21 protein-coding genes and 1 pseudogene are annotated in these 26,292 nt (G+C 73.0%); 8 read left to right on the top strand and 14 right to left on the bottom strand.

Going from position 1 to position 26,292, the window contains the following annotated elements:
* Nucleotides 1–178: 178 nt before the first annotated feature.
* Together E1266_RS00470 and E1266_RS00465 are read left to right on the top strand one after the other, a co-directional pair.
* Nucleotides 179–1,762, top strand: a complete 1,584-nt coding sequence (locus tag E1266_RS00470) for a GMC oxidoreductase (protein WP_132042466.1) — start codon at nt 179–181, stop codon at nt 1,760–1,762.
* A 71-nt stretch (nt 1,763–1,833) separates the two neighbouring features.
* The gene (locus tag E1266_RS00465; RefSeq protein ID WP_243718138.1) at nt 1,834–2,388 is read left to right on the top strand and encodes a TetR/AcrR family transcriptional regulator; all 555 of its coding nucleotides are present in this window, start codon (nt 1,834–1,836) and stop codon (nt 2,386–2,388) included.
* A gap of 7 nt (nt 2,389–2,395) precedes the next feature.
* Here the strand turns inward: E1266_RS00465 and E1266_RS00460 are convergent, their stop codons facing one another.
* Complete coding sequence (locus tag E1266_RS00460; RefSeq protein WP_132042463.1) at nt 2,396–3,676, bottom strand: hypothetical protein; 1,281 nt, start codon at nt 3,674–3,676, stop codon at nt 2,396–2,398.
* 225 nt (nt 3,677–3,901) lie between these two features.
* On the opposite strand from E1266_RS00460, the gene E1266_RS00455 reads away from it, so the two are divergent.
* Entirely contained in the window at nt 3,902–4,693 is a 792-nt protein-coding gene (locus E1266_RS00455; RefSeq protein ID WP_132042461.1) for an NUDIX domain-containing protein, read from the top strand.
* Nucleotides 4,694–4,734: 41 nt separating this feature from the next.
* Here the strand turns inward: E1266_RS00455 and E1266_RS00450 are convergent, their stop codons facing one another.
* Nucleotides 4,735–6,300 carry an Nramp family divalent metal transporter gene (locus tag E1266_RS00450; protein WP_165965879.1) on the bottom strand — a complete coding sequence of 522 codons (1,566 nt, stop codon included), beginning with the start codon at nt 6,298–6,300 and terminating at the stop codon, nt 4,735–4,737.
* Between the two features lie 153 nt (nt 6,301–6,453).
* On the opposite strand from E1266_RS00450, the gene E1266_RS00445 reads away from it, so the two are divergent.
* A complete protein-coding gene (locus E1266_RS00445; RefSeq protein WP_132042459.1) occupies nt 6,454–8,583 on the top strand; it encodes an FUSC family protein in 2,130 nt (709 codons plus the stop codon).
* On the opposite strand, the gene E1266_RS00440 is transcribed toward E1266_RS00445, so the two are convergent.
* The 10 genes and pseudogenes from E1266_RS00440 to E1266_RS00395 all read right to left on the bottom strand — a co-directional run bounded on the left by E1266_RS00440 (nt 8,576) and on the right by E1266_RS00395 (nt 16,028).
* Nucleotides 8,576–8,947: a CrcB family protein gene (locus E1266_RS00440; RefSeq protein WP_132042457.1), complete on the bottom strand. Its 372-nt coding sequence runs from the start codon at nt 8,945–8,947 to the stop codon at nt 8,576–8,578. The two genes, E1266_RS00445 and E1266_RS00440, sit on opposite strands and share 8 nt — an antisense overlap.
* Complete coding sequence (locus E1266_RS00435) at nt 8,944–9,426, bottom strand: CrcB family protein (protein ID WP_207945335.1); 483 nt, start codon at nt 9,424–9,426, stop codon at nt 8,944–8,946. Before E1266_RS00435 ends, E1266_RS00440 begins: the two co-directional genes overlap by 4 nt.
* Nucleotides 9,423–10,415 carry an urease accessory protein UreD gene (locus E1266_RS00430; RefSeq protein WP_243718137.1) on the bottom strand — a complete coding sequence of 331 codons (993 nt, stop codon included), beginning with the start codon at nt 10,413–10,415 and terminating at the stop codon, nt 9,423–9,425. Before E1266_RS00430 ends, E1266_RS00435 begins: the two co-directional genes overlap by 4 nt.
* Nucleotides 10,400–11,032 (bottom strand): urease accessory protein UreG, encoded by a 633-nt coding sequence (gene ureG, locus E1266_RS00425; protein ID WP_132042453.1) that lies wholly within the window; start codon nt 11,030–11,032, stop codon nt 10,400–10,402. Before ureG ends, E1266_RS00430 begins: the two co-directional genes overlap by 16 nt.
* A gap of 23 nt (nt 11,033–11,055) precedes the next feature.
* On the bottom strand, nt 11,056–11,760 hold the full coding sequence (locus E1266_RS00420; RefSeq protein ID WP_132042451.1) for an urease accessory UreF family protein: 705 nt from the start codon (nt 11,758–11,760) through the stop codon (nt 11,056–11,058).
* A complete protein-coding gene (gene ureC, locus E1266_RS00415) occupies nt 11,757–13,481 on the bottom strand; it encodes an urease subunit alpha (RefSeq protein WP_132042561.1) in 1,725 nt (574 codons plus the stop codon). Before ureC ends, E1266_RS00420 begins: the two co-directional genes overlap by 4 nt.
* A gap of 170 nt (nt 13,482–13,651) precedes the next feature.
* Nucleotides 13,652–13,954, bottom strand: a pseudogene (gene ureB, locus E1266_RS40000) (urease subunit beta); the annotation flags it as partial.
* The gene (locus E1266_RS00405) at nt 13,944–14,753 is read right to left on the bottom strand and encodes a cobalamin biosynthesis protein CbiX (protein ID WP_132042447.1); all 810 of its coding nucleotides are present in this window, start codon (nt 14,751–14,753) and stop codon (nt 13,944–13,946) included. The gene E1266_RS00405 and the pseudogene ureB, both read right to left, overlap by 11 nt.
* Entirely contained in the window at nt 14,750–15,061 is a 312-nt protein-coding gene (locus E1266_RS00400; protein WP_132042445.1) for an urease subunit gamma, read from the bottom strand. Before E1266_RS00400 ends, E1266_RS00405 begins: the two co-directional genes overlap by 4 nt.
* A gap of 52 nt (nt 15,062–15,113) precedes the next feature.
* A complete protein-coding gene (locus E1266_RS00395) occupies nt 15,114–16,028 on the bottom strand; it encodes an urea transporter (RefSeq protein WP_243718136.1) in 915 nt (304 codons plus the stop codon).
* A gap of 284 nt (nt 16,029–16,312) precedes the next feature.
* On the opposite strand from E1266_RS00395, the gene E1266_RS00390 reads away from it, so the two are divergent.
* Nucleotides 16,313–17,524, top strand: coding sequence for an ammonium transporter (locus tag E1266_RS00390; protein ID WP_132042441.1), 1,212 nt, complete (start codon nt 16,313–16,315; stop codon nt 17,522–17,524).
* A 43-nt stretch (nt 17,525–17,567) separates the two neighbouring features.
* Here the strand turns inward: E1266_RS00390 and E1266_RS00385 are convergent, their stop codons facing one another.
* Entirely contained in the window at nt 17,568–18,242 is a 675-nt protein-coding gene (locus tag E1266_RS00385; protein ID WP_165965878.1) for a YoaK family protein, read from the bottom strand.
* Nucleotides 18,243–18,365: 123 nt separating this feature from the next.
* A complete protein-coding gene (locus tag E1266_RS00380) occupies nt 18,366–19,148 on the bottom strand; it encodes an AfsR/SARP family transcriptional regulator (protein ID WP_165965877.1) in 783 nt (260 codons plus the stop codon).
* 208 nt (nt 19,149–19,356) lie between these two features.
* Here E1266_RS00380 and E1266_RS00375 point away from each other — a divergent pair, with 208 nt between their 5' ends.
* The 3 genes from E1266_RS00375 to E1266_RS00370 are packed head-to-tail and all read left to right on the top strand — an operon-like array spanning nt 19,357 to nt 26,240.
* On the top strand, nt 19,357–22,932 hold the full coding sequence (locus tag E1266_RS00375; protein WP_132042435.1) for a WD40 repeat domain-containing protein: 3,576 nt from the start codon (nt 19,357–19,359) through the stop codon (nt 22,930–22,932).
* A 48-nt stretch (nt 22,933–22,980) separates the two neighbouring features.
* Entirely contained in the window at nt 22,981–23,652 is a 672-nt protein-coding gene (locus E1266_RS37725) for a hypothetical protein (RefSeq protein ID WP_165965876.1), read from the top strand.
* A complete protein-coding gene (locus tag E1266_RS00370; protein ID WP_165965875.1) occupies nt 23,649–26,240 on the top strand; it encodes an NACHT domain-containing protein in 2,592 nt (863 codons plus the stop codon). The genes E1266_RS37725 and E1266_RS00370 overlap by 4 nt, the downstream gene beginning before the upstream one ends.
* Nucleotides 26,241–26,292: the final 52 nt, after the last annotated feature.

Here is a 26,292-nt window from a genome sequence, read left to right as displayed (position 1 = left end):
CCCACCTCAGCGTCGGAAGCTAGCCGTTCGGCTACGAGAAAACTAGCCGAACGGCTAGACATGGTGGCTCTTGATCATTAGCCTCGGGGGCGCGCCGGTAAGTAACCACTTTCGGCTGCGGGTCCGTTGTCGCGGGCTCGTGCGCCGGGCTCGCCGGTCCCCCGAGGTTTGGAGTGCCATGGCCGAGATCAGCCGTCGCTCGCTGCTCACCGGGGCCACCGCGGCCGCCGGGCTCACCGTGCTCGGAGCGCCGCAGGCGCGCGCGGGTGCGCGCAGACGGGTGCCGGTGACCCGCGAGGAGCACCGCCTCGTGATCGTCGGGTCGGGGTTCGGGGGCGGGGTCGCGGCGCTGCGGTTCGCGCAGGCGGGGGTGCCGTCGCTCGTCCTCGAACGGGGCATCTGGTGGCCCACCGGCCCGAACGCCGAGACGTTCCCGCGCGCCACCAGCCCGGACAAGCGCGTGATGTGGATGGGGCTCGACCCGGAGCTGTTCGGTGTGCCGATGCCCGTCCACGACCCGTACACCGGCCTCCTGGAACTGGTGAAGGGCGACGGGATGAACATCATGTGCGCCGCGGGCGTCGGCGGCGGGTCGCTCGTGTACCAGGGGATGACGCTCCAGCCGACGGAGGACGTCTTCAACGCGACCATGCCCGAAGGGCTCGACTTCGCCCGGATGGACCGGGTGCACTACCCGCGGGTCGCGCGCATGCTCAAGCTGGAGACCGCGCCGGACGAGCTGATCGCCGGCGACACCTACCGGCCGTCCCGCGTCTTCGCCCGCAACGCCGAACGCGCCGGCTACGAGGTGTCGAAGATCCCGATGCCGATCGACTGGTCCTTCGCGTTGCGCGAGCTCAAGGGCGAGATGAAGCCGGCCTACACCAACGGCGACTGCTCCCTGGGCGTGAACAACGGCGGCAAGCACTCGGTCGACGTCACCTACATCGCGGCCGCCCGGGCCACCGGCCTCGTGACGGTCGCGACCCGGCACAACGTCACCGACGTGGCCATGGCGGCGGACGGCCGCTGGCAGGTCCACGTCGACCGGATCAGCACCGACGGGACCGTCCTGGAGCAGAAGATCATCACGGCCGGGGCCCTGGTCATGGCGGCCGGCACCGCGAACACCACGAAGCTGCTGATGCGCGCCGCCGGCAAGGGCCAGATCCCGGACATGCCCGACGGCCTGGGCACCAACTGGGGCACCAACGGCGACCGGATCTACGTCTGGACCGACTTCGCCGACGACTTCGGCGTCCCGCAGGGCGGCCCGGTCGTCTACGGCAGCAAGGAGTGGGACGACCCGGCCACCGCGAACACCGTCATCCAGGCGTCCCTCCCGCCGCTGCCCGCCAACCTGCGCTCCACGATGCTCGTCGGCTACGGCGTGAGCCAGGGCCGCGGGCAGTTCGTCTACGACGCGCGAAAGGACGATGCCGTCCTGCGCTGGCCCCGCGGCGGCGACGGCCCCCTGTACGACCGGCTCCACGAGCGCGCCCGCAAGATCACCGGGTCGGCCTCGCTCCTCCTCGACACCAACGCGATCGTGCCGTCCACCTGGCATCCCCTCGGCGGCGCCTCGATGGGCGTGGTCTGCGACCTGGCCGGGCGGGTCCTCGGCCACCGCGGCCTCTACGTCCTGGACGGGGCGCTCATGCCGGGCACCACCGCGGCCTGCAACCCGTCCATGACCATCGCCGCCGTGGCCGAGCGGGCCACCGACGAACTCGTCGCCCAGGACGTTGGAACGGTGTTCTGACCGTCCCCGCCATGGATAGGCTGCGTGGTCCTCGGGGCGGCGCTCCCGGCGGGGCGGACAGGGGGTTTGCGGTGGGAACGGCTCGGAGCCGGCTGCTGGCGGCCGCCATGGACCTGTTCATGCGGCACGGGGTCAGCGGCACCTCGCTGCAGATGATCGCGGACGAGCTGGGCGTGACGAAGGCCGCCGTCTACCACCAGTTCCACTCCAAAGAGGACATCGTCGAGGCCGTGATCGCGCCCGCGCTGGCGGAGCTGGAGGCCGTGGCGGACGCGGCGGAGGCGCAGCGGCGCCGCAACGACCGGCTCCGCGTCGCGCTGGAGGGCGTGGTCGACCTCGTGGTGCGGCACCGCGGGCTGTTCGCCATGATCATGACCGATCCGCAGGTGGGCCGGCTCGTCCGGAGCCGGCCGCCGCTGCGCGGGCTGGAGGAGCGCATCGAGGCCGTGCTGACCGGCCCGGACCCCGACGCCGAGACGCTGGTGAACAGCGCCATGGTCAGCGGCGCGCTGATGGTCGCCGGCCTGGACCCGCGGCTGGCCGGCCTGGACGACGAGACGCTGCGCCGCCATCTCACCGCGACCGTCTTCCGCATGCTGCACGTGCGGCGGCGCGCGACGTCCTGAGCGTCCCTCAGGGGAGGCGGTACTGCGAGACGAAGTCCCAGATCACGGTGTTGGCGTCGATGTCGTAGGTCGTCCCGCCCAGGAACGGGCCGAGGAACGGGATGCCGCCGGGCCAGTTGTGACCGCCGCCCTCGACCTGGTAGAGGATCACGGGCCCGCCGGCCGCGCAGTCCGGGTGGTCGTGGCGGACTACCGTGGTGTTGTCGTCGGGGGCGATGTCGGGCAGCCGCGTGGCGACGGTCCTGGTGCCGCAGGCGTTGTGCCGCGTCCAGAAGTCGAGCGTCGGCTGCACCGTGGAGTAGGGAACGACGAAGTCGCCGTCGCCGTGGATCATGAGGATCGGGACATGCCGTCCCGGGCTGCACGTCGCGGTGCCGGTCAGCTGGCCGGCGACGGCGGCGTAGGCGGCGAACCGGTCGTTCTCGCAGGCCATCCGGTGTGTGAAGAAGCCGCCGTTGCTCATGCCCGAGGCGTACATGCGCCCGGGGTCCGCGTTGAAGCGCTCGACGAGGATGTCCTGGAGCCGGTTGACGAAGCCGGGGTCGTCCACGTCGGGCGAGGACGCCCCGCCCGGGACGCCCGTCCAGCCGATGCCGTGGTGCTCCGGGGTGATCATGATGAAGCCGCGGGTCTGCGCGTAGTCGGCCATGCGGCCGAAGTACTCGGCGGCACCGGGCGACTCCAGCAGCCCGGGGAAGTGGAACAGCACCGGCCGCGGGGTGCCGTCGTAGTCGTCGGGCAGGCGGAGGACTGCGTTCCTGGCCTGCCCGGCATGGGTGATGCGGATGGCGTGGTCACCCGGGTCGGGCCGCCGGTCCTCGACCGTGAACGTGACCGGCCGGGTGGCGGAGGAACCACCGCGCCGGACGGTGCCGTTCCCCTCCCACTTCACCGTCGCCTGGCCCGGGACCGTGACCCCGCCGTTGATCCTGGCGGAGATCTCCACATCCGCACCGGGATCCTTAAGGGTGAAGTCGCCTTTCAGCCCGAAGAGGTTGCGGGCGATCTGGAAAGAGACATTCGCCGTCCCGCCGTTGGCACCGGGGAGCGTGCCCGTCCCCTGGATTTTGTCGGTCTCGAACGTCGCGACGTTGTCGAGGACGGCAATGGCACCTGAGGACAGTTCTCCCGTCAGCTCGTACGCAGGCGAACCGGCCACGGCGACCGTGACCCGGTCTTCGGCGGGCGGAGCGGCGTGAGCGGCCCCGGCGGGCACGACGCTCAGCGCCGCTCCCGCGAGGCAGGCGGCGGCGAGGCCGCGCGAGAACTGAGAAAGGCGGTGGACCACGGCTGGCCTCCTGCGAACCCGGGTCGCGCCACAGTAAGTCCCGCCCGAGCCGCCGCCAATGCCCGCGGCAGAGCATCCGCCGGCCACTTTTTAGCCCACCCGCACAAACGACCCCCATAAGCCGAGGTAGATCCAGGGAGCGCCGAGATCCTTGCCATCCGGCACTTCGACCAGAGGTTCGGGGAAGTGGGGGTCGGGTGCCGTCGCGGGCTTTAGGGTCGGTTGGTGGCCGACTTCGAGAGTGCTGAGCCCTGCCGTGGTTTCTGGGACGATGCCGCCCGCATCCGGCAGGGTTATCTGGCCGAGTTGCCGACGCAGACGCTGGTGTTGAAGCTCGCCGAGGAGGTGGGGGAGGTCGCGGAAGCCTATCTGGGGATGACCGGCGGGAACCCTCGCAAGGGCAATCACAAGGACCGGTTCGACGTCCTCAACGAGCTGACCGATGTCATGTTCGCCGCCGCGGTGCCCATGCTCGATCTCGCGGGCGGGCCCGAGCAGGCCGAACGGCATGTGGCCCGGAGGCTCGGGGTCGTGTCGGCCCGGGAGGTCGCGGCTCCGCCGTCCGGCGGCTGGTTCGGATCCTTCGTCGCGCCGCATGTGCTGCTGCGGCGCGAGGACGGCAAGGTCATGATGCTGCGCCGCGCCGGCACCGGGTACCGCGACGAGTGGCTCGCCCCTCCGGCGGGACGGATCGAGCCCGGCGAGGACGTTCTCGCGGCCGCCGTTCGCGAGGCGGCGGAGGAGACCGGGGTGCGGCTGCGGCGTGAGGACGCACAGTTCGTCCACGTCATGCACCGGACCGCCCGGACACTGCCCGGCCCCTGCCACGCGATCAGCGACTTCTGGTTCCGCTTCGACCAGTGGGAGGGCGAGCCGCACGCCGCCGAACCGGACAGGGCGTCGGAGGCCCTGTGGATCGACCCGGCGGCCCCGCCCGACGACGTGATCCCCCACTGCGCCCTGGTCCTCGCCGCGATAACCCGCGGCGAACCGTTCACCGTCCACGGCTGGGGATAGCCGCCCGCCCGCCCGGGCGGGCGGCTCCGCGGTGGTGCGGGTCAGAAGGTGACGAGGGGGTCGCCTATGAAGTCGGCTATGAAGTTGAGGAAGAAGAAGCCGAAGAACAGGAAGTTCAGCAGCAGGATGACGTAGTGCCAGGGGCGGGGGCGGGCCGGGCGCGGGAGTCTGCTGTTCAGGTACATGAGCATGAACGGGAAGATCAGCGCGCCCAGGTTCGACATGTTCGCCGACCATTGCACCAGGCTGACCGGCAGCGCGAGGTGCAGGATGACAGCGATGACCACCAGTAGCAGCAGCATGAACGGGTAGTAGAAGCGCCGCGGGTCGCCTTCGAGGAGGGTGCGCAGGCGGGGGCTGGTGGCGTGCGCGGCGTCGGTGGTGACGCGGACCATCGCCTCGAAGATGCCGAGCTGGGTGGTGAACAGGATCAGCACGCCCAGGATCAGCGCGATGTAGAACAGCCAGCGGCCGTACTCGGCGTCCAGGGCGCCGGCGACGAAGGTCGGAACGTTCTCCTGGGTGACCTCCTGGCCGGAGATCTCGACCGCGTGGGCCATCAGGATCGTCGGCAGCAGCATGCCGATGATCGCGCCGGCGAAGAAGACGGCCCACATGTCGGTGAGCAGCAGCCGGTACCAGCGCTTCCACAGGCCCCGGTTCTTCTCGTCGTCGGGGAACGTCACGCCGCTGGGCAGCATCTCGACGCGGCGGCCGCGCAGGCCCGCGATGAAGCCGACCCGGTGCCCCATGCCGTAGCCCTTGTCCCGGTAGTGGCCCATCACGTACCAGTTGAGGCCGGACGCGAGCGCGGTGAACCCGGCGAGCCCGCCGATCTGGGTGGCGGTGATGCCCTCCGGCGGTGCGGCGGGGGTGACGAAGCCGGTGATGCCGTCCCACCAGATGCCGAACGGCACCAGGAAGACGCACAGCACGAGCAGCGTGATCAGGATGACGCCGATCATGACCCAGTTGGCCAGTTCGAGCGTGCGGGAGACGCGGCGGGCCGCGGCGGCCATCAGGAACACCACGACCAGCAGCGCGATCGCCCAGAGCCGCGGTTCCTCGGCGTCGTCGGGCGGGAGCTCGGCGTGGACGAGGGCGTACAGCCCCTCCCCGGCGGAGGCGGCCCAGCCGCCGGCGATGAACGCGAACAGGATGAGGAACACCGAGATCGGCACCCACAGGAACCAGCCCGGCGGGACGCGTCCCCAGCCCACCACCGGCGCCTCGCCGGTCGCGACCACGTAGCGCGAGCACTCGATGTTGTAGAGGGTCTGGAGGAGCGCCGAGACGAGGATGATCCAGCCGACGCCCTCGAACCCGAACTGGCCGACGGCCTGCGGGCCCAGCAGCCACTCGCCGCTGCCGATGGAGATGCCGAGCGCGATCAGGCTCGGGCCGAGCGCGTACTTGACCAGCTCCTTGGGGCCGATCCGCCGGACGCCGAAGACCTCCTCCGGGGTGGGCAGGTCGGTGATCGGCAGGTCGGGGCGGCTCACCCCCAGCGGGTACGTCCCGGTGACGGCGGCCTCCGCCGCCCCTTCCACGGGTGCCCTGCCCTGGTCTTCGGGGCCCTTGCCGGTGGGTTCGGGGGTTTCGCTCATGGGGCGCCTCCCGGCGGAACATGCCCCCGACTCTTCCTCGGCTGCCTGCATGATCCGCCCGCAAGGCGGCTTCGGCAAGACCCCTCTGCGGCGGGTGCCGAGAGTTTAGGGTCCGGGGCGGTTGGAGCGGCGGGAGGCCGGTAGGTACCTCTCGTGATCGCCGGGCGGATGGGCGGGCTGCTCACGCGGATCAGGGAACAGGCCGCGCCCTTCTACGGGCTCGCGGCCGCTCTCGGGATCGGGGCGCCGCTGCTGGCCGGTCTGCTGACCGGGCGGCTGGCTCAGGCGACGCTCGCGGGGATCGGCGCCTTCCTGCTGGCCTTCACCGCACCGACCGGCCCGTACGGGACCCGCGCCCGGTCGCTGGCCGTGTCCATCGTGGTCATCGCGTTGGGCGGCGCGGTCGGCGGGCTGGTGGCCGGGCACCGCTGGGCGGCGGTCGCGGCGGTGGCGGTGATCGTCCCCGCGGCCGTGTCGCTGTCGTGGATGCGGCCGACGGCGGTGCTGGCCGTGCTGCTCACCGCGGTGCGCCCGCCGCCGGGCCATCCGCTGGAGAACATGGCGCTCATGGCCTCGGGCGGGCTCTGGCTGGCGGTGCTGCTGCTGGTTCCGTGGCCCGCCCGGCGGCTGCGTCCGCTGGCCGGGTCGCTGGGCGGCACGGCCGACGCGATCGCCGCGCTGCTGGACTTCGTGGGCGGCGAACTCAAGAACCCCGCGCCGGCGGACGCGCGGGACTCCGCCTGGGACCGCCACCACAAACGCGCGGTCACGGCCGTGCGGGACGCGTCGACCACCTACCGCCTCTACCGGAGCGGGGAAGGGGAAGACCGGCGCAGCACGCAGCCGAACCAGCTCATCGACGCCTTCCACCGGCTGATCTGGACGACCGTCGGCCTGCACGCGCAGCTGGCGGCGCTCACCGCCCGCGGGGGCGTGCCGGACAGGTGGCGGTCCGCCGCGGAGGAGGCGATCGCCGCGCTGGCGGAGCGGGCCCGGCTGCTGTCCGGGGCGCTGACGCGGACGCATCCCGGAGCGGGAGGGCGGGACCGTGCGGTACCGCGAGCGCTCCCCTCCCCGACCGCCACCGGCCGGGACGAGCCCGAGGACGCGGTTGCGGCGGCGATGGCCGGCCAGGCCGGCCGGTCGATCCGCAGGCTCGACGACACCCTGGACTCCGCCCGGCACATCCTCGGCGACGGGTTGCGGCTGGGCCCGCGCGCCCGCCCGCGCCGGCCGAGGGTGCGGCCGGACGGGTGGGCCGCGGCGTTCGGCGGGGCGGTGCGGGGCCGGTCGGCGCTGTTCCGGCACACCGCGCGCGTCGCCGTCCTGGTGACCCTGGCGACCGCGATCTCCGCGGCGCTGCGGCTCCCGCACGGGCAGTGGCTGCCGGTGACGGTGCTGCTCAGCCTCCGCGACACGTTCCGGCAGACGCTCACGCGGGTGGAGCAGCGGGTCTTCGGCGGGGCGGCGGGGGCCGCCGTCGCGGCGGTCCTGCTGGCGCTGGCCCCCAGCCCGCCGCACATCGTCGCGCTCATGACGGTGTTCGCCGCCGTGGGATTCGCGGTCCGGTCGGTGAGCTTCGCCCTCTGGTCCGTGTGCAGCACGCCGCTGGTCATGATGCTGATGGATCTGAGCCACCTGTCCAGCTGGGACGTGGCGCTGCAGCGCATCGCCATGGTCGCCGCGGGCGGCGCGATCGCGGTGGTGGGCGCGCGGCTGCTGTGGCCGAGGGGCGCGGCGCAGGAGATCCCCGCCCGGACCGCCGAGCTGCTGTCGGCGGACGCGGAACTGACCCGCGCCGCCGCGGCGGTGGCCGGCGGGCAGGCGCCCCGGCTGCCCCATGACCGGCTCATCGCCGTGTCGGCGGCCGTCGACGGCGTCGCGAAGCTGCGGTCCCGGCTGGCGGGCGAGCCGTCGTCCGATCCGGACCGGCTGGACCGGCTGGACACGCTCGTCCGGGCCTCCCGGCATCTTCGTGACCGTCTCGTCGCGGTCGCGGGCGCGGCGGAGCACCTCGGCGGGGACGACCCCGTCGCGCGCATCCTCGACCGCGCCGCCGACGGCATCGAGCGCGCCGCCGCGGCCGAAGGCTCCCCCGCGGCGGCCCGGAGTCGGCTCGACCTGGCGGGCGAGTTCGCCGCGCTGGACGACCGCATCGCGTCGCTGACCCGCCGCGGCGGCGGGGCGGAGCTGCGCCGGCTCGCCGCGTTCCCGCACACGCTCGGCGCCCTCGTCGACGACGTCAACGAGCTGGCCGCCCCGGAGGTGGTCCTCGTCAGGTGAGCGCTTTGAGGAGCGCGTGGAAGGCGAGGAAGACGCCGACTCCCAGCAGGAGGGTTCCGAGGACGTTGACGGCGGCCTTTCCGTACTTGCCGTCTTGGAAGAGGTGGACGGTGTCGAGCTCGAAGGTGCTGAACGTGGTCAGCGCCCCCGCCACACCGGTGCCCATCAGTGCCTCGACGTAGGTTCCGCTCGCCGCACCGTGGAAGCCGCCCAGGATCGCCGTGCCGAGCATGTTGACGCTGAACGTTCCCCAGGGGAACGACTTGCCCGCGATCGACTTGACGTAGCCGTCCAGCACATAGCGGACCACAGCCCCCACGGCGCCGCCCGCGAGGACCAGCGCCACCACTACGAGTGTCGTCATTCCGTCTCCGGTGAGCCGTGGCGCGGGATTCGCCGGCCGAGGATCAGGCCGACGGCGATCGCGACCCAGCCGAGCACCACGCTCGCGACCGGGTAGCCGATGCTCAGGCCCGGCTCGCCCCTGTCGCCCAGCGTGTAGACGCCGTCGATGAGGTGCGAGAACGTGGTGAAGCCGCCGAGGTAGCCGGTCACGGCCACCGGCCGCAGCCAGGGGTGCGGGCGGCCGCCGAGCAGGTACGAGGTCAGCACGCCCATGGCGAGGCAGCCGAGCATGTTGACGGTGAAGGTGTCCCACGGGAACCCCGTGGCCGACGTCGGAATCGCCTGGGTCAGCCCATGCCGGGCGAGCGCGCCGAGGGCGCCGCCCATCGCGACCTCCGCGATGACCCGTGGTTTCAAGCCGGGCGGCGGCGCCTTGCCCCGGTGCGGGTGGAGCGCGACGGCCTCCGCTCGCTCGCGGTGGTGCAGGCGGCCTATCACGGCAGCGCCTGCCTACCGCACCGGCCGGGCGCCGGCACGCCCAGCAGTAGTCGGCGGACGGCGTCCCACGTCCGGTGGAACGCGGCCTCCACCTCCGGGGAGCGGTCACCGAGGATCCGGGCCCACGCCCCGCAATCGCCTGGCAAGAGGCTCGCGCCGCCACTCAGACCCGTACCGCCGATGGTCTCGTGCATGGCGTCGGCCACGTCCTGCGCCGGCTTCGCGCTGGTGACGACGTACAGGGACGCCATGAGCCCGTGCTCGCCCATGACCGCCGGGCCGGTGACGTCGTGTTCCTCTGGGACGAGCCTGATCGGATCGGCGAACAGCAGCCTGCCCTCCGTGTCCTGCACCTCCAGGTCCGCGCAGTAGGCGGTATAGGCGTGCCGTTCGTCGCGGGCGAGCCGTCCCGCCATCAGTTTCTCCCCCAGCACAACGGTCGCGTCCGGGGCTGCGGTGACGCTCGTCCGCTGGTAGAAGCGCGCATCCCCGAACGGGATCGTGGTCTCGGGGAGGTACTCGACGTAACTGCCGGGCGCGGCCCTCAGCTCGACGGCCTGCGTGGCGTAGTCGTGTTCCATCCGGTAGAGCCGCGTGGCGGTCTGGGTGCCGAAGTGGACGGACGTCCCGGGCCCGCAGTCGAGTTCGATCCGGTACCGGTCCCCCTGGAGGACGCCCCCGCCGGACGACATGAACATCACGTACGGCATGCCGCGCAGGGCGGCGTCCGGATACAGGGGACGGGTGATGTGCAGCGGCGCCTTCTGGAACTGGGACGCCAGCTCGGTCCGGCCGCCGGACACCCCGAACCCCAGCTCCAGGACCCCGACCTTGCCCGGGGACCCGACGGGCAGGGTGTCGGGCACGGCCCGGTGGCGCGACACCTCGGCGGGAAGCCACCCGGGGGTGCAGCGCTCCGGCGCCGTCCGGACCGGGGCGGTGCCCGGCCCGGGCGGCGCGTCCGGCGGGGCGGTCACGCGGGTGAGCACAACGCCTCCCGGCGTTCGAGGACGAAGTCCGCGACCTCGGTGACGCCCGTTCCGGTGAGGCAGTCGGTCAGCACGACCGGCCCCGTCCCCCGCACCATGCGCGCGTCCCGTTCCATCACCGACAGGTCGGTCCGCACGTACGGCGCGATGTCGATCTTGTTGATGACCAGCAGGTCGGAGTCGGTGGTGCCCGGCCCGCGCTTGCGGGGCATCTTCTCCCCCTCGGCGGTGTCCAGGACGAACACGTACACGTCGGCCAGCGCCGGGCTGAAGGTGAGCGTGAGGTTGTCGCCGCCGCTCTCGAACAGCAGCACGTCGATGTCGGGGAAGCGGTCGAGCAGCTCGGCCGCCGCCGCGAGGTTCATCGTGGGGTCGTCCCGGACCGCGGTGTGCGGGCACGCCCCGGTCTCGACGCCGACGACGCGCTCCGCGTCCAGCGTCCCCGCCAGCGTGCGGCGGACCTGCTCGGCGTCCTCCTGCGTGTAGATGTCGTTGGTGATGACGCCGGGGCTGTGGCCCCGGGCGATCAGGAGGGGCACCAGCGCCTCGATGAGGGCGGTCTTGCCCGACCCCACCGGGCCGCCGACGCCGATCTTGTAGACCTGTTCCAGTTCCATGGTTCCTCCGGGCATTGATCGGGTCAGGTGATGAACAGCCGGGCCTCGGCCCGCTCGTGCACGGCCGATACCGCGTCCGCGGCCGGCAGGGTGGAGTGCAGGTCGCGCGGGTCCCGGGCGGCCAGCGCGACACCGGCCGCCCGGACGAGGTCGGGCCGGACCTCGCGCAGCAGCGCCTGCGCCCGCCGGAAGTCGATCCGGCCGAGCCGGACCGCCGCCGCGGAGCAGCTCGCGGCGAACGCGAACAGGTCGCCCGCCACGGCGCGCTCCACGGGCACTCCCAGCCCCGCGTGCACGGCCCCGACGACGACGGCGTGGTTGCCGGGCGCCGTCCCGGCGGCGACGAGTTCCGCGAGCCGCGCCGCGGCGGCCGAGCCGAACGCGGGACCGGCCGAGTCCAGGACCTGCCGGCCGGTCCGCACCGACGCCCTGCGCTGCTCCGCGCTCAGCTTGATCGCGTGCAGCCTGCGGTCGGTCTCGGCGAGGCGGTCCCAGTCGCCCGCGGTCACCGCCCGGTGCGCCAGCGCCAGCGCCGCCGCGTCGGCGGTGCCCGCGGCCCGCACCAGGTCCGACACCAGGTCGCGCAGGTTCCCGGCGCCGACGAGCCGGAGCTGGACGTGCCCCTCAAGTCCGTGCGACAGGGTGTAGAGGCCGCTCGGAAAGCCGGAGTCGGTGAGCTGGAGGTGCGCCAGCAGCGATTCGAGCTCTCCGGTGTCCGGACGCGTCATGCGATGTAGTGCAGCCGGTTCAGCGGCAGGCTGCTCGCCGGCTTGATGGAGACCGGCTCGCCGTCCACGGTGACCCGGTAGGTCTCCGGGTCGACTTTCACCTCCGCGACGGTCGAGTTGTACTTCATGTGCCGCTTGTCGACGGTGCGGCACTGGCGCACGGGCCGGATGAGCCGCTCCAGTTCGAGCCGCTCGGGCACCTTCTCGGAGATCGCCGCGTCCGACATGAACGTCACGCAGGTCTTCTGCAGCGCCTTGCCGAACCCGCCGTACGTCGGCCGCAGGTACACCGGCTGCGGGGTGGGCAGCGAGGCGTTCAGGTCGCCCATCTGCGCCCAGTTGATCAGGCCGCCCTTGACGACCATGAACGGCTTCGCCGCGAAGGAGCGGATCGGCCACAGCACGATGTCGGCGAGCTTGCCGTCCTCCAGCGACCCGATGTCGTCGGCCATGCCGCAGGTGCGGGCCGGGTTGATGGTGACCTTGGACAGGAAGCGCAGCACGCGGTGGTTGTCGTTGCGCGAGGAGTCCTCGGGCAGCGGGCCGCGCTGGTCCTTGCAGTGGTGGGCGATCTGGAAGGCCCGGGTGACCGACTCGCCGATCCGGCCCATGGCCTGCGAGTCCGAGCTGATGATGCTGATGATGCCGAGGTCGTGCAGCACGGTCTCCGCCGCGATGGTCTCGGCGCGGACACGGCTCTCGGCGAACGCCACGTCCTCGGGGACGTCGTAGCTCAGGTGGTGGCAGACCATCGTCATGTCCAGCAGCTCGTCCACCGAGTTCACGGTGTAGGGCAGCGTCGGGTTGGTCGACGCCGGCAGGACGTTCGGCTCCGAGGTGATCTTCAGGATGTCCGGGGCGTGGCCGCCGCCGGCACCCTCGGAGTGGTACGTGTGGATCGCCCGGCCGTTGATGGCGCTGATCGTGTCCTCGACGAAGCCGGCCTCGTTCATGGTGTCGGTGTGGATGGACACCTGGACGTCGTGGTCGTCGGCGACCCGCAGCGCGCAGTCGATGACCGCGGGCGTCGTGCCCCAGTCCTCGTGCACCTTCAGTCCGCACGCCCCCGCCTTGAGCTGCTCGTCCAGCGGACCGGGAAGGCTGCCGTTGCCCTTGCCGTAGACCGCGATGTTGACGGGGATGTCCTCGTACGCCTGCAGGATGCGGGAGATGTTCCACGGCCCGGGCGTGCAGGTCGTGCCCCGCGAGCCGTCCGCCGGTCCCGTCCCGCCGCCGAGGAGCGTGGTGATGCCGTTGCTGAGCGCGTGCTGCGCCTGCTGCGGGGCGATGAAGTGGACGTGGGCGTCGATCGCGCCCGCGGTGGCGATGAGGTTCTCCCCGGAGATCACCTCGGTGCCCGGTCCGATGATCAGCCGCCGGTCCACGCCGTTCTGGGTGTGCGGGTTGCCGGACTTTCCGACGCCCGCGATCCGGCCGTTCTTGATCCCGATGTCGCCCTTGACGACACCCAGCATCGGGTCGATGATCACGGCGTTGGTGATGACCGTGTCGAGGGTCGTGGTCGCGTTCAGCGAGGCCGGGTCCGCCGACATCCCGTCCCTGGCCGTCTTGCCGCCGCCGTACTGGCATTCGTCCCCGTAGTGGCCCTCCGTGAAGTCCTTCTCCACCTCCACGACCAGGTTGGTGTCCCCGAGTCGGATCCGGTCGCCGACCGTGGGCCCGTACATGCTCGCGTACTGCTCGCGCGACATCGTCGTCATCGTCGTCATCCCTTTTTCTTCGAGCGGGACGAGCCCGCCTGCGTGCGTTCCCGGCGCTTCGCGCCGCCCCGGTGACCGTTGCCGGCCCCGTTCCCCCTGCCGTCGGGCTCGTCGAGGTAGCCCAGGTCGTGCAGGCGGGTGAACGCGTCCTCCCGCGCCACGCGGGACCGGACGCTCCCGTTGAGCAGGCCGCCGAACCCGACGATGCGCATCCCGCCGCCGTACTCGACGAGGCCGATCTCCTTGGTGTCGCCCGCCTCGAAGCGGACGGCCGTGCCGGACGGGATGTCGAGCCGCATCCCGAACGCCTTCTCGCGGTCGAAGCTCAGCGCCCGGTTGACCTCGAAGAAGTGGAAATGGGAGCCGATCTGGACGGCCCGGTCCCCGGTGTTGTGCACGGTCAGCGTCTCCCTGCGCTGCCCGGCGTTCAGTTCGATCGGACCGTCCCCGAAGATGTAGACGTCATCCGCCATGAGCGGTCGCCTCCTTCAGCCTTAGTTGGGTCGTTTCCGGAAAAGCGGCGTGCCGGTGTCGTTCGTGTCCTCCGCCGTGGGCGTGGACGCGCTTGTGGTCGTGGGTGTGGGCATGGGTGTGGCCGTGCCCGTGGGCCGCGGCCGCGGCCAGGCCGTCCTGGCCGTCGCGGTCCCACCGCCGCTCCGCCTCTGCCACCCGCTCGCGGATCAGTGCCGTGAGCGCCGCCCGCCCGAGCAGGGGCCCCGCGGCGGGGACCGTCCCCGGGAACGGCGGCGGAGGGACGAGCGACGCCGGGACCAGCGCGACCTCACCGGCCCCCAGCCGGCGGCAGCGCTCCACGCCCTCGGCCACCCCCGGCTCGCCGCCGGTGAGGGCGACCTCGACCCAGCGCACCGGCAGATACCGCCAGACGAGCCTCGCCACCTTGAACAGCTCCGCGTCCGCCTCGGGGTCGGCCGCGGGCGCCACCAGCAGCACCGCCCCGTCGAACTCCCCCTCGCGCAGGACGCGCATGACCGCCGCCCGGATCCAGCCGACGAGGTGCGTCACGGTGCCGAGCGGCTCGGCGAGCAGCAGGTCGCCGGGCATCCGGTCGCGCGCCGCCCAGCCGAGCGTCTGCGCCGCCGCGGGCGCGAGGCCGGGGTCGCGGCCCAGCGTCATCGGCACCGCGACGGCGCGCGGCCGGTCCCGCAGCGCGGTCCGCAGCTCCCGTCCGGGGCCGTGCACGCCGCCGGCACCGGTGCTCTCGTGCCCGCCGACCGGCAGCACCGCGCGGCGCCCGCCGGGGGCTGCGGTCACTTGCCGCCGCCGACCGGGTCGTGGCACGAGACCAGCTTGGTCCCGTCGTCGAACGCGGCCTCGACCTGGATGAGGTTCAGCATTCCGCGCACGCCGGGCATGACGTCGTCCGGCCCGACCACCCGCTTGCCCAGCTCCATGCAGTCGGAGACGGTCTTGCCGTCCCGCGCCGCCTCCACGATGGCGGAGCTGATCAGCGCCACGGTCTCGCCGTGGTTCAGCTTGAGGCCGCGGTCCTTGCGCTTCTGAGCCATCTCCGCGACGACGAAGATGAGCATTTTGTCGATCTCTCGTGGTGACAGGTTCATCTGTGATCCTCTCTGCCCGGTACCGCCGGGACGCGGGACGGCGGGCCGGTCGTCACGGGGCCCGCCGGAGATTGGAGAAAAGCGGGACGGCGGCCAGGAAGACCCAGCTGACCAGCACGAACGGCCAGGTCAGGGTGTGGCCGCCGAGCACGTCGAACAGGTCGGTGAGGCCGGCGGTGAGGCCGGCCGCGGTCGCCGCCCCGATCACGGCGTAGACCACGCCGGCCCGGGACAGCAGGACGAACGTCCCGGTCAGCGCGATCCCGGTCAGCACGGGGTTGTAGCCGTACAGACCGGCGCCGAGGTCCGCGGCCTGCGCCCCGAACCACCAGCCGACCAGCAGGCCGATGACGCTCGACACGAACGCCGCCGCGGCGACCAGCCGGCTCGCCACCGCCAGCCCGGCCAGGAAGATCAGGCCCACGTACCACTTGTCCTGGAAGAACACCTGGCCGACCCCGTTGAACGAGCCCCGCCAGAAGTCGCTCCAGCTCATGGCCGTGCCGGGGTCCGCGGCCGACGGCGGGGGGAGGTCGGGAGCCCCCGACCACAACCGCTCGAAGGACGGCGCCCCCAACACCACCACGGTCGTCACGACGCAGAACGGCGCGGTGAAGGTGGGCAGGTTGTACGGCGTCAGCACGGTGTTCATCGCCGACGTGAGCACGCTGCCGGCCACCGCCGCGCCGATGACCAGCGCCACCGTCATCCAGTCCGCGCCCAGGTAGAGGACGAGGCCGACGCCGATGAGCGTCCCGTTGAACCCTTCGAGCCCCATCGAGACCCGGTCTTTGGTGATCCCCAGCAGATACGCGGTCAGCGTGGCCGTGACGGTGCCCAGCAGCCCGAAGACGCCGAACTGCCAGCCGCCGACGAACAGCGCGATGATGAAGAGGAGCCCGGTCCAGTAACTGGACTGGAAGTCGACCTGGGCCACGCCCCGGGGGATCGTGAGTGCCGCGTCCACCGGTTTCAGTGGCGCCTCGCCCTCTTGCGAGGCGTCCTCAGCCGACGATGCTGACACCACGGATGCTCCCATCGGACGTTGTTTCGACAGCAGTCGGACTGAATCGTCCACTTGGCCGAAGGTGACATCCGCACCCGTTCCCCGGTCCCCGCGGCATAAATTCTGCCGTTCCCCAATAGTTGATCAAACCGCAAAAGATCATGTTTGCACCGCGGCCGGGGAGCGAAGCATAGAGGCGGGGTCCACTCCCTTCGGCGGAGCAGAATCAACCGATAGGTACAGAAATGCCGAGCGGTCTGAATACGGGCGATTCCGCCTGGATGATGGTGAGTACCGCGATGGTGCTCCTGATGACACCGGGGCTCGCCTACTTCTACGGCGGCATGGTGCGCTCGAAGAACATGCTGACGCTGCTCTACATGAGCTTCATCAGCATCAGCCTGGTGACCGTGCTCTGGTTCCTCTACGGCTACGGGATCGCGTTCGGGAAGGACGCCGGCGGTCTCGGGCTCATCGGCTGGGGCGACTGGCGCCTCGGGAACGTGGGGCCGGACACGCTGCAGGGGCGCATCCCGGAGCAGATCTACGCCTGCTTCCAGCTCACGTTCGCCATCATCACCGTCGCGCTGATCAGCGGCTCGATCGCCGGCCGCGCCCGGTTCGGCCCCTGGGTCCTCTTCGTGGTCGTGTGGGTGACGCTGGTCTACCTCCCCATCGCGCACTGGGTGTTCGACAGCTCCGGCTGGATCAACAAGTGGGGCGTGATGGACTTCGCCGGCGGCCTGGTCGTCGAGCTGAACTCCGGCATCTCGGGCCTCGCCCTGGCGCTGGTGCTCGGGCCCGGCATCGCGTTCCGGCGCCGGGAGGGCCCGCGGCCGGACAACATCCCCTTCGTCATGCTCGGCATCGGCCTGCTGTGGTTCGGCTGGTTCGGGTTCAACGCGGGTTCGGCGCTGACCGACGGCGCGCTCGCGACCCGCGCCTTCGTCAGCACGATGCTCGCGGGCTGCTCGGGCATGCTGACCTGGCGGCTGATCGAGTGGCTCCGCTTCCGGCACCTGACCAGGCTCGGCTCGACCTCCGGGGTGCTCGCCGGGCTCGTGGCCATCACCCCGTCGTGCGCCTTCGTCGGCGTCGAGGGCGCCCTCGTGATCGGCGTCCTGGCCGCCGCGGTCTGCACGTACGCGGTGGAGCTGAAGCTCGTCGCCGGCTACGACGACACGCTCGACGTCACCGGGATCCACGGCGCAGGCGGGATCGTCGGCGTCCTGTCGCTCGGGTTCCTGGCCACCGGCTGGGACGTGGGAACGGCGGGCCTGTTCTACGGCGGCCCCGCCTCCGTGCTGGGCAAGCAGTTCGTCGCCGTGGTCGCCGTCGGCCTCTACGCCTTCGTCGTCACCTTCGTCATCGGCAAGGTCATCGACCGCCTCTTCCGGATGCGGATGACCGACGAGGAGCAGGAGCGGGGCTCGGACGTCGGCTTCGCCGAAGGCTGACCCTGGAGCGGGCCGGGAGCTGGCCGGGAGCGGGCCGGGCGGGTCAGGCCCACCGTCCGGCGTCGGCTCGCCGTGCGGCGCGCAGGCTGAGCACGGCGATCAGCGGCAGCAGGGCCGCGCCCGTCCACAGCGGCGCCACCACCGAGATGCCCCTGTCGAGCAGCGCGCCCAACGCCGCCCCCGCCAGCAGGGAGCCGACCGACAGGATCCGGCGCGCGGCCTGCTCCCTGGACTGCCCGGAGTCGGCGATCAGCGCGGTGATCGTGGTCGTGACCACGACCGTCCGGATATCGGGCACGTCGACGCGGCGCACGATCGCGAGCTGCCACCCCATCGCGGTGGCCAGGACGGCGATCAGCACGTGGCGCTCGAACGTGCCACCGGGGCCGTACCAGGTGACGATCAGGGCCGCGGTGGCGAGGGGCACCGTCTGGAGGAACGCCGCGACGCCCAGCATGACGCCGCGGTGCACCCGCCCCGCGAAGGCGAGATGGCCCCCGAGGAAGGCCCCGACGCAGAAGAACAGGGTCGCCAGGGCCGAACCCGTGACGCTTCCACCCCCGCCGAGCCCGAACCCGAGAAAGATGATATTGCCGGTTATGTTCGCCACGAACACATTGCCGAGCTCCATATAGCTAAAAGCGTCCACCAAGCCGGTGAATATCGTCAGGAAAGCCAATATGAGCGGCAACGGACCGTGTTCGCGCGCCTCGGGCATCCGAATACTGTCGCAGGACCCGGGGCGTAATTCACCCATGCGGAAAGCGGCGTTTCGCATGGGTGAACCGTCGTCCGAAGGCGGCACCGCCGGCCCCGGCCACGGGCTCCGCTACGGGCTCGGCTACGGGCTCGGCCGCGGGGCGCCGATCGTCAGGAGGTCGGCGTGGAGGCGCTGCAGGGTGGGGTCCGGGTCCACGCCGAGCTCCCCGGCGATCCGCGTGCGGATGGTCTCGTAGCGCGCCAGGGCCTCGGCGCGGCGCCCCGACCGGCCGAGGACGATGAGCAGCCGCGCCCACAGCGACTCGCGCAGCGGGTGGCGGGCGGTCAGCTCGCTCAGCTCCACGGCGAGTTCCGCGTACCTGCCGGCGGCGATGTCGAGGTCGAGGCGGGATTCGAGCGCGGTGAGGTACCGCTCGACCAGCCAGGGCGCCTTCGACTCCGCGAGCCAGGGCGACGGCACGCCGTCGAACGGGCGGCCGCGCCACAGGCTCAGGGCCTCCCCGAGCCGCGCCCGTTCGGTGGCGGGGTCCGGGGCGGCGGAGGCCATGCTCAGCAGCCTGGGGAACATCAGGGCGTCGACGCGTTCCGGGTCGGTGGCGAGGACGTAGCCCGCCGGCCCCGAGCGGATCGCGTCTTCGCCGAGCGCGCACCTCAGCCGCGCGATGTAGGTCTGCACGCTGCGCCGGACGTTGCGCGGCGGGTCGTCGTGCGCCCACACCACGGCGGCCAGGCTCTCGATCGACACGGCCCGGCCCGCCGACAGCGCCAGGACGGCCAGCAGCGTCCGCAGCCGGCCCGGCGTCAGCACGATGGGGATGCCGTCCACCGAGACGTCCAGCGGCCCCAGCAGCCGGACGGACAGCGTCCCCCGGCTCCGTACCCTCAGCTCAGTCGTCTCCATCATCCCGCCCCCGTGACGTGTGCGCCGGGCCCTGTCCGCTCGTGCTGGCCGAGCGGGACCCGCCGGATCAATCGAAAGCCCGTCCCGGGCGTTCCGGCAATCGGTCGGACGGATTCGTACGGGATCGGACGCCCAGGTGAGGGCCGCGCCCGGCCCGCGGGGCCCGCCGGCGCGTTGATCATCATGGCCGCGGGTGTTCAGAATGAACGCCATGAGCGACGCGGAGCGGGACGGCCACCCATCGCGGACCGCTGCACCGACCGACGCGCCGCCGGACGGGGACGCCTGCCCCTACCAAGGTCTGGCGCCGTTCGAGACCGAGCGGTCGGAGCTGTTCTTCGGACGCGTGCGGACCACCCGCGCCCTCCTCGACCGGCTGGCCCCGCGGCTGGGCGAGCGCGGATCGGTCCTGCTGGTCTCGGGCGCCTCCGGGGTGGGCAAGTCGTCGCTGCTGCGGGCGGGCCTGCTGCCCGCGCTCGCCGACGGGAGGCTGCGGGTCGCCGGGTCGCGGCACTGGCCGCGCCTGCTGGTCACGCCGACCGCGCGGCCGTTCGAGGCGCTGGCCGCGGCCTGGGCGCGGGAGTTCGGGGGGAGCCGCGAAGAGCTCTGCCGGAGGCTGCGGGAGGAGCCGCACCGCGTCCGCGTGGAAAGCCGCATGGTCCTGGTGGTCGACCAGTTCGAGGAACTGTTCACGCTGGTCACCGACGAAGCGGAGCGCCAGGCGTTCGCCGGGGCGCTGCACGCCCTGGCGGAGGGCCCGCCCGGCGCGGCGGTCGTCATCGGCGTCCGCGCGGACTACTGGGACCGGTGCGCGGCCTACCCGCAGTTCGCCGAGGCCATCCAGGACGGCCAGGTCATCGTCGAGCCGATGACGGAGTCCGACCTCCGGCTGGCCATCACGGGCCCCGCGGCCGCGGCGGGCCTGGAACTCGAACCGGGCCTGGTGGAGACCATCCTCGGCGAGCTGCGCGCCGACGGCGGGTTCGAGGCCGGCGCCCTGCCGCTGCTCTCGCAGGCGCTGCGCAACACCTGGGAGAGGCGCGAGGACGGCCGGCTGACCATCCGCGGCTACGAGGAGACGGGCCGGGTCCACGACTCCGTCCGGCGGACGGCCGACGCCGTCCTGGACGGCCTGCCGCCCGCGGACCGCAAGACCGCGCTCCGGCTGCACCGGCGGATGACCCTGATCACGCCGGGCGGGCGGATCGTGCGGCGCAAGGCGACGACCGCCGAGCTGAACGCCGCCGCGGCCGCGGACACGGCGGAGCGGCGGGAGCGGGTCGCGGCGCTGCTCTCCGCGTTCGCCGGCCGGCGACTGCTCACCCTGCACGAGGACGGCGCCGAGATCGCGCACGACGTCCTGCTGACGGCCTGGCCGGCGCTCCGGCAGTGGCTCGGCCCCGACCTGACCGCGCAGGCGGTGTACGACCGGCTCATCGAGGACGCCGCCGAGTGGGCCGAGAACCATCGGGACCAGGCGTTCCTGTACCGGGGCGCGCGGCTGCTCGCGCTCGACGACAGCAGGCCCCGCTGGGAACGCGACCCCGCGAGCTTCCCTCCGCCCGGCCCCACCGTGACGGGCTTCGTCGCCGCGTCCGCCGCGGCGGCGCGGCGGGCCGGGCGCCGCCGCCGGCTCGTCGTCTCCGGGCTGGCCGTGCTGACCGTCCTCGCGCTCGTCGCCGCCGGCGCGGCGGTCCGGGCGGCGAACCAGGCCGGCGAGCAGCGCAGGCTGGCGCTGTCGCGGCAGCTCGCGGCGCAGAGCGAGGTCGCGGGCGACCCCGCGCTCTCCGCGCTGCTGGCCGTGGCGGCGTGGCAGATCGCCCCCACCGCCGAGGCCCGGCACCGGCTGCTCGCCACCGCGGCGCGCACCGGCCGGGGGCACCTCACCGGACACGAGGGCTTCGTCCGGTCGCTGGCGTTCAGCCCGGACGGACGGATGATCGCGACCGGCGGCTTCGACAGGACCGTGCGGCTGTGGGACCCCGCCACCCGCAGGCAGCTCGGCACCCCGATCGCCTTCAAGCCGGGCGAATGCGGCAACGACCCGCCCGTGGCGTTCAGCCCCGACGCCCGGCTGCTGGCCACAGCGTGCCTTGGCAGCGTCCGGTTCTGGGACGTGGCCACCCATCGGGAGGTGGGAGCGCCGCTGCGGAGCGAAAGTGGGGTGTCGGCCATCGCGTTCGGCCCGGACGGCACGCTGGCGACCGGAAGCCTCCACGGGACCGTCCAGCTGTGGGACGTGAACACCCGCCGACCGCGCGGGAACGTCATGGGCAGCATCGACCGCAAGCTCCAACACATCGTCAACGCCGTGGCCTTCAGCCCGGACGGGACGCGCCTGGCCACCGCGAGCACGGACGGCACCGCGCGACTCTGGGACACCGCGACCTACGAGCAGGTCGGTCATTCCCTGACCGGGCACGACGACAACGTCACGGACGTCTCCTTCAGCCCGGACGGCACGACCCTCGCCACTGCGAGCCTGGACGGCACCGCCCGGCTGTGGGACGTGGCCGGCGCCCGGCAGGCCGGAGCGGCGCTGAGGTCCGGCAGCAGGGCATCGCTGTACGGAGTCGACTTCAGCTCCGACGGTACGAGGATCGTCACCGCCGGAGCCGATGGAAGCACCCGCCTCTGGGATCCCGTCAGCCGCGAGCAGGTGGGCGCCCCTCTGCGCGACACCGACTTCGCCGTCAGGGCGGTGGAGTTCAGCCCCGGCGGGACGCTCTTCGCCGCCGCCGGCGACGACGGCGTGGTGCGGCTGGGGGACTCGGCCGCGCATCAGCAGATCGGCGGGCCGGTGGCCGGATCGGCCACCGTCGCGGTGAGCCCCGATGGGCGGATCCTGGCCACCGGCGGTCCGAGCGAGAGCGACCCCGCCGTCCGGTTCTGGGACGTGGCCACGCGACGTCCCACCGGCGGGCCGCTGGAGTCCGCGGCCGGCGCCGTCTCCCTGATCCGCTTCGGTTCCGGGGGCCGCACGCTCCTGACGGCGGACTCGGACGCCATACGCACATGGGACGTGGCGAGCCGGAAGCAGAGCGGCTCCCCCGTCTTCGCAGCGAAGCCCCACGGCAGGGCGGAGCTGAGCCCGGACGGACGGCTCCTCGCCGTCGAGCATGGCGGGGCGGTCCTGATCCTGGACGTCGAGGCACGCCGCGAGACGGGGCGGCGGATCCGCGTCCCCGGCCACACCGAGGGCGTCTCCGCCCTCGCGTTCAGCCCGGACGGCGCCACGCTGGCCATCGCGGGCGGAGAGCGCCGCGTGCGGCTCTTCGACGTGGCCACCGGCCGGCAGACCGGGGCGCCGCTGCCCGTCCGCACCGGCGGGTTCGTCGACGACCTGGCGTTCAGCCACGACGGCCGGACGCTCGCCGTCACCGCCGACGACCAGGCGGTGCGGCTATGGGACGTCCCGGGCCGCCGCCCCCTCGGCGCCGCGCTCACCGGCCACACCGGCGCGATCAACGCGATCGCGTTCAGCCCGGACGACACGGCGCTCGCCAGCGGCTCCGACGACGACACCGTCCGGCTGTGGGATCTGGCCACCCACCGCCAGATCGGCACCCCGCTGACCGGCCACACCCGCGCCGTGCTCGACGTCGCCTACACCCCGGACGGGTCGGCCGTGGCGTCGGTGAGCGGCGACGGGACCGCGAGACTATGGAATGTCGCACGCCCGGCCGATCCTGTTGGCGCGGCCTGCGCCAACGCCGGCCGCTCCCTCACCCCCGCCGAGTGGAAGAGCTATGTGCCGCACGAGGATTTCCGCCGCGTATGCGGTTGACCCCGCGCACCGACCCGGTCGGCAGGCTCCCGCCGACGGACGGGCGTGGTGACGATGCTCCTTCGAGGCTTCATCCGAGGGTTCCGGCGCCGGACGGGCCGTCCCGTCCCGGAGCTGGCCGCGCTGTTCCGCTCGATCGTCACCCAGAGCCGGGACACCTACCCGATGGCGGCCGACGTCCTGGACCACTTCATGGACGGCGCCGGCGCCTCCCGGACGCTGTCGCGGCGGTGGCTGCGCTCGTTCAAGGTGATCAAGAAGGCCGAGCGGAAGAACCACCGCCGGTTCGAGAAGCAGCTCGCGCGGGAGGCGCGGCTCCTGGACGACGGCGCCTCCACGTGGCTGCGCGACCACTGGGACGCGGCGATCAACGCGTTCATCGGAACCGAGCTCTTCTACGTGAGCAGGATGAGCCTGCTGCGCTCCCAGGGCTCGTTCGTCCTGACCCGGGCGGGGGCCGAGGTGCAGGTGTCCGGCACGGTGCGGCACCACTGGTTCGACCCCTACGACTGGGACCGCGGCCGGTGGGTCTTCATCCCCCGGCACGGGTTCGTGCCCATCTCGGTGGGGCGGGAACTGGTCGAGTCCGACGAGGCGCGCAACTTCCTCATGGAGTCGCGCCACGTCCAGACGCTGACGGGCACCTGCCGGGACGGCCGCTGGCCCCGGAGGGGCCGCGCGAGGTTCGAGTGGTCGCTGGTGAAGGCGGCCCGCACGTGACCGGAGGCCGCCCGGGCCGCCCCGACCCCCTGGAGGCGGACACCGTCGCCGACTTCGTCGGGTCGCTGGTCCGGCTCAGGCGGTGGGCGGGCGAGCCGCCGCTGAGCAGGCTCCGGTCGCTCGGCGGCCAGACCGTCACCCCGGACGGGGTCAAGGTCGACGCGCTGCCCAAGAGCACGACCTCGCACGTGCTGCGGCAGACCGACCGGCTCCCCCGGTGGGACTTCGTGAAGGCGTTCGTCACGGCCTGCCTCCGCTACGGCGACCATCCGGACGAGCTGATCCCCGCGGAGCTGGAACGCTGGCGGTCCGCCAGGACCGCCCTGGCCCCGGACGCGCCGCCCCAGCGGCCCGCGGCGGAGCGGGCGCTCCTTCCGGAGCCGGACGTGCCCGCCCCACCGGAGAGCGCGCCGCCCGAGAGCGCACCTCCCGAGACCGATCCGGCCGTCGCGCTGCTCGCCCGCCGGGTCGCGCGGGAGGAGGACCGGACGCGCAAGGGCCTGCTCGGCGGCTACACCGTCGCGCAGATCTCGTTCGGGCCGGACGCCGCTGGACATGATGAGACGGCCGCGCATGACGAGACGGCCGCGCATGACGAGACGGAGGACGGCCCGCACTCGATCGACCGCTTCTTCGCCGGCCTGCCGTCGCAGCGGCTGATGGTCGTGGGCGACCCGGGCGCGGGGAAGACCGTCCTCGCGATCGAGCTGGTGCTGCGGCTGGTGGAGCCCATCGTGGCGGCGGACGGCCGTCCCGGCGGCCGGCCGATGGTGCCCGTGCTCCTGGACGCGGCCCGCTGGCGGCTGGGCAGCCCGTTCGAGACCTGGCTGGCCGAGCGGCTGGTGCACGAGTACGGGCTCACGGCCGAGGAGGCCACGCGGCTGGTGCGCGACCGCCGGGTGCTGCCGGTGGTGGACGGCCTGGACGAACTGGACCCCGACCCGTCCACCGGCCCGCCGCGCCAGGCGATCGGCCTGCTGGCCGAGCTGAACCTCTACAGCGACCTTTCCGGACGGCATCCGGGACCGGTCGTGGTGACCTGCCGCTCGGACCGGCACCGGGAGCTGGCCGCCGCGCGGGCCGGGCTCGACGACGCCACGCGGATCCACCTCCGGGATCTGACCCGCGATCAGATCGGCGCGTACCTGCACGCCCGCTGGCCGGACGGCGATCCGTGCGAGGCGCACCGCGACGCCGTCCTGGCGGCGCTGGACGGCCCGCCGGGGACGGCCGTGCGGATCGCCCTCGCGACGCCGTGGCGGCTGCTGCTGCTCGCGACCGCGGTGGAGTCCGGCGCCGACCCGTGCGAGCTGCTCCGCGCCGAGCCAGACGACGGCATCGGCGAGGCCGCCGCCGTGATCGCCCGGCGGCTCCTCGACGCCTACGTCCCCGCCGCGACCCGGCTCGCGCCGCGCACCGCCCACGGGGCGCCGTACCGCCCCGAGCAGGTGCGGTCGTGGCTGGAGAACCTGGCCGGGCATCTGCGCTGGCAGGCGGACTGCGCCGCCGGGACGAAGCGCCCGGTGCCGGGGCTGACGGGGATCGACATCGTCCCCCATCTGCTGTGGCCGCTCGGCGGGCGGCACCGGGTCCTGGCGCTGCACGCCCTGTGCGGCGCGGCCCTCGCCACCCTCGCCATGCTGGCGTTCTGGACGGGCTCGGCCGTCGACCGCCCCGGCAGCCTGCGGGGCGGGCCCGACGTCGGGGCATGGCTCACGCTCGCGCTCATGGTCTCCTGGGTGGACATCGCCACCGGCCTGTCGCTCTCACCGTGGCCGACCGCCACCGGCGGGCGGAGCGACGTCCCGCTCAGGCGGCGCCTGATGGGCGGTCTCGTCGGCGTCCTGGCGGCCGGGCCGGTCGGCGTGCTCGGCGGGCTGGCCGGGTTCCTGCTGACGAGGGGCGAGGTCTTCGGTCCCGTCTTCGCCGTCGCCGCGGGCGCGGCGGGGGGCGCGGCGCTCGGCGCGGTGATCGGGGTGACCGCCGCCGGACGGCAGGGCACCGAGCGGGTGACGGTGTCCGAGGCGGTACGGGCCGAGCCGGTGACGCTGCTCGGCTTCGGCCTGTGCGGGGCGCTGACCGGCCTGCCGCCGCTGCGGCTCGCCGGCGCCGGGCCGCTCGCCCTGGTGGCGGGGGTCGCGGGGGCCTTCGCGCTGGCCTTCGCGCTCGGCGTCGTCTTCAAGATCGCCACCGGTGGCTGGAGCAAGGAGACGGAGCTGGCGCACCCGCGCGAGGCCCTCCACCGCAACCCCACGCTCGGCGTCGCGTTCGGCCTCACCGGCGGGGTCGCCGCGTTCCTCGTGTTCGTCCAGAACCAGGACGTCTGGACGTCGCTCGCGTGCGCGCTCGCCGGCGGGGTGGCCTTCGGCCTGGCGTTCGGCGCGGTCGCCTGGTGCCGCACCATGCTCGGCCTGGTCGTGGCGGCCGCGCGCGGCCTGCTCCCGCTCCGGCTGTGGACCTTCCTCGACTGGGCCTGCGAGGCGCGGCTGCTGCGCGTCAGCGGCGCCACCTACCAGTTCCGCCACCGCGAGCTCCAGGAGTACCTCACCCCGCCCGGCCCGCACCGCCGCGCACCCGGCGGCCGCTGAGCCGCGTTCGTGCACCGCCCGGCCCACCCGTCCACGCGCGCCTCCGTTTCCG

The organism is Actinomadura sp. 7K534 (assembly GCF_004348575.1).
Taxonomy (GTDB): Bacteria; Actinomycetota; Actinomycetes; order Streptosporangiales; family Streptosporangiaceae; genus Spirillospora; species Spirillospora livida.
This window is presented reverse-complemented; position numbering and strand designations above follow the sequence as displayed.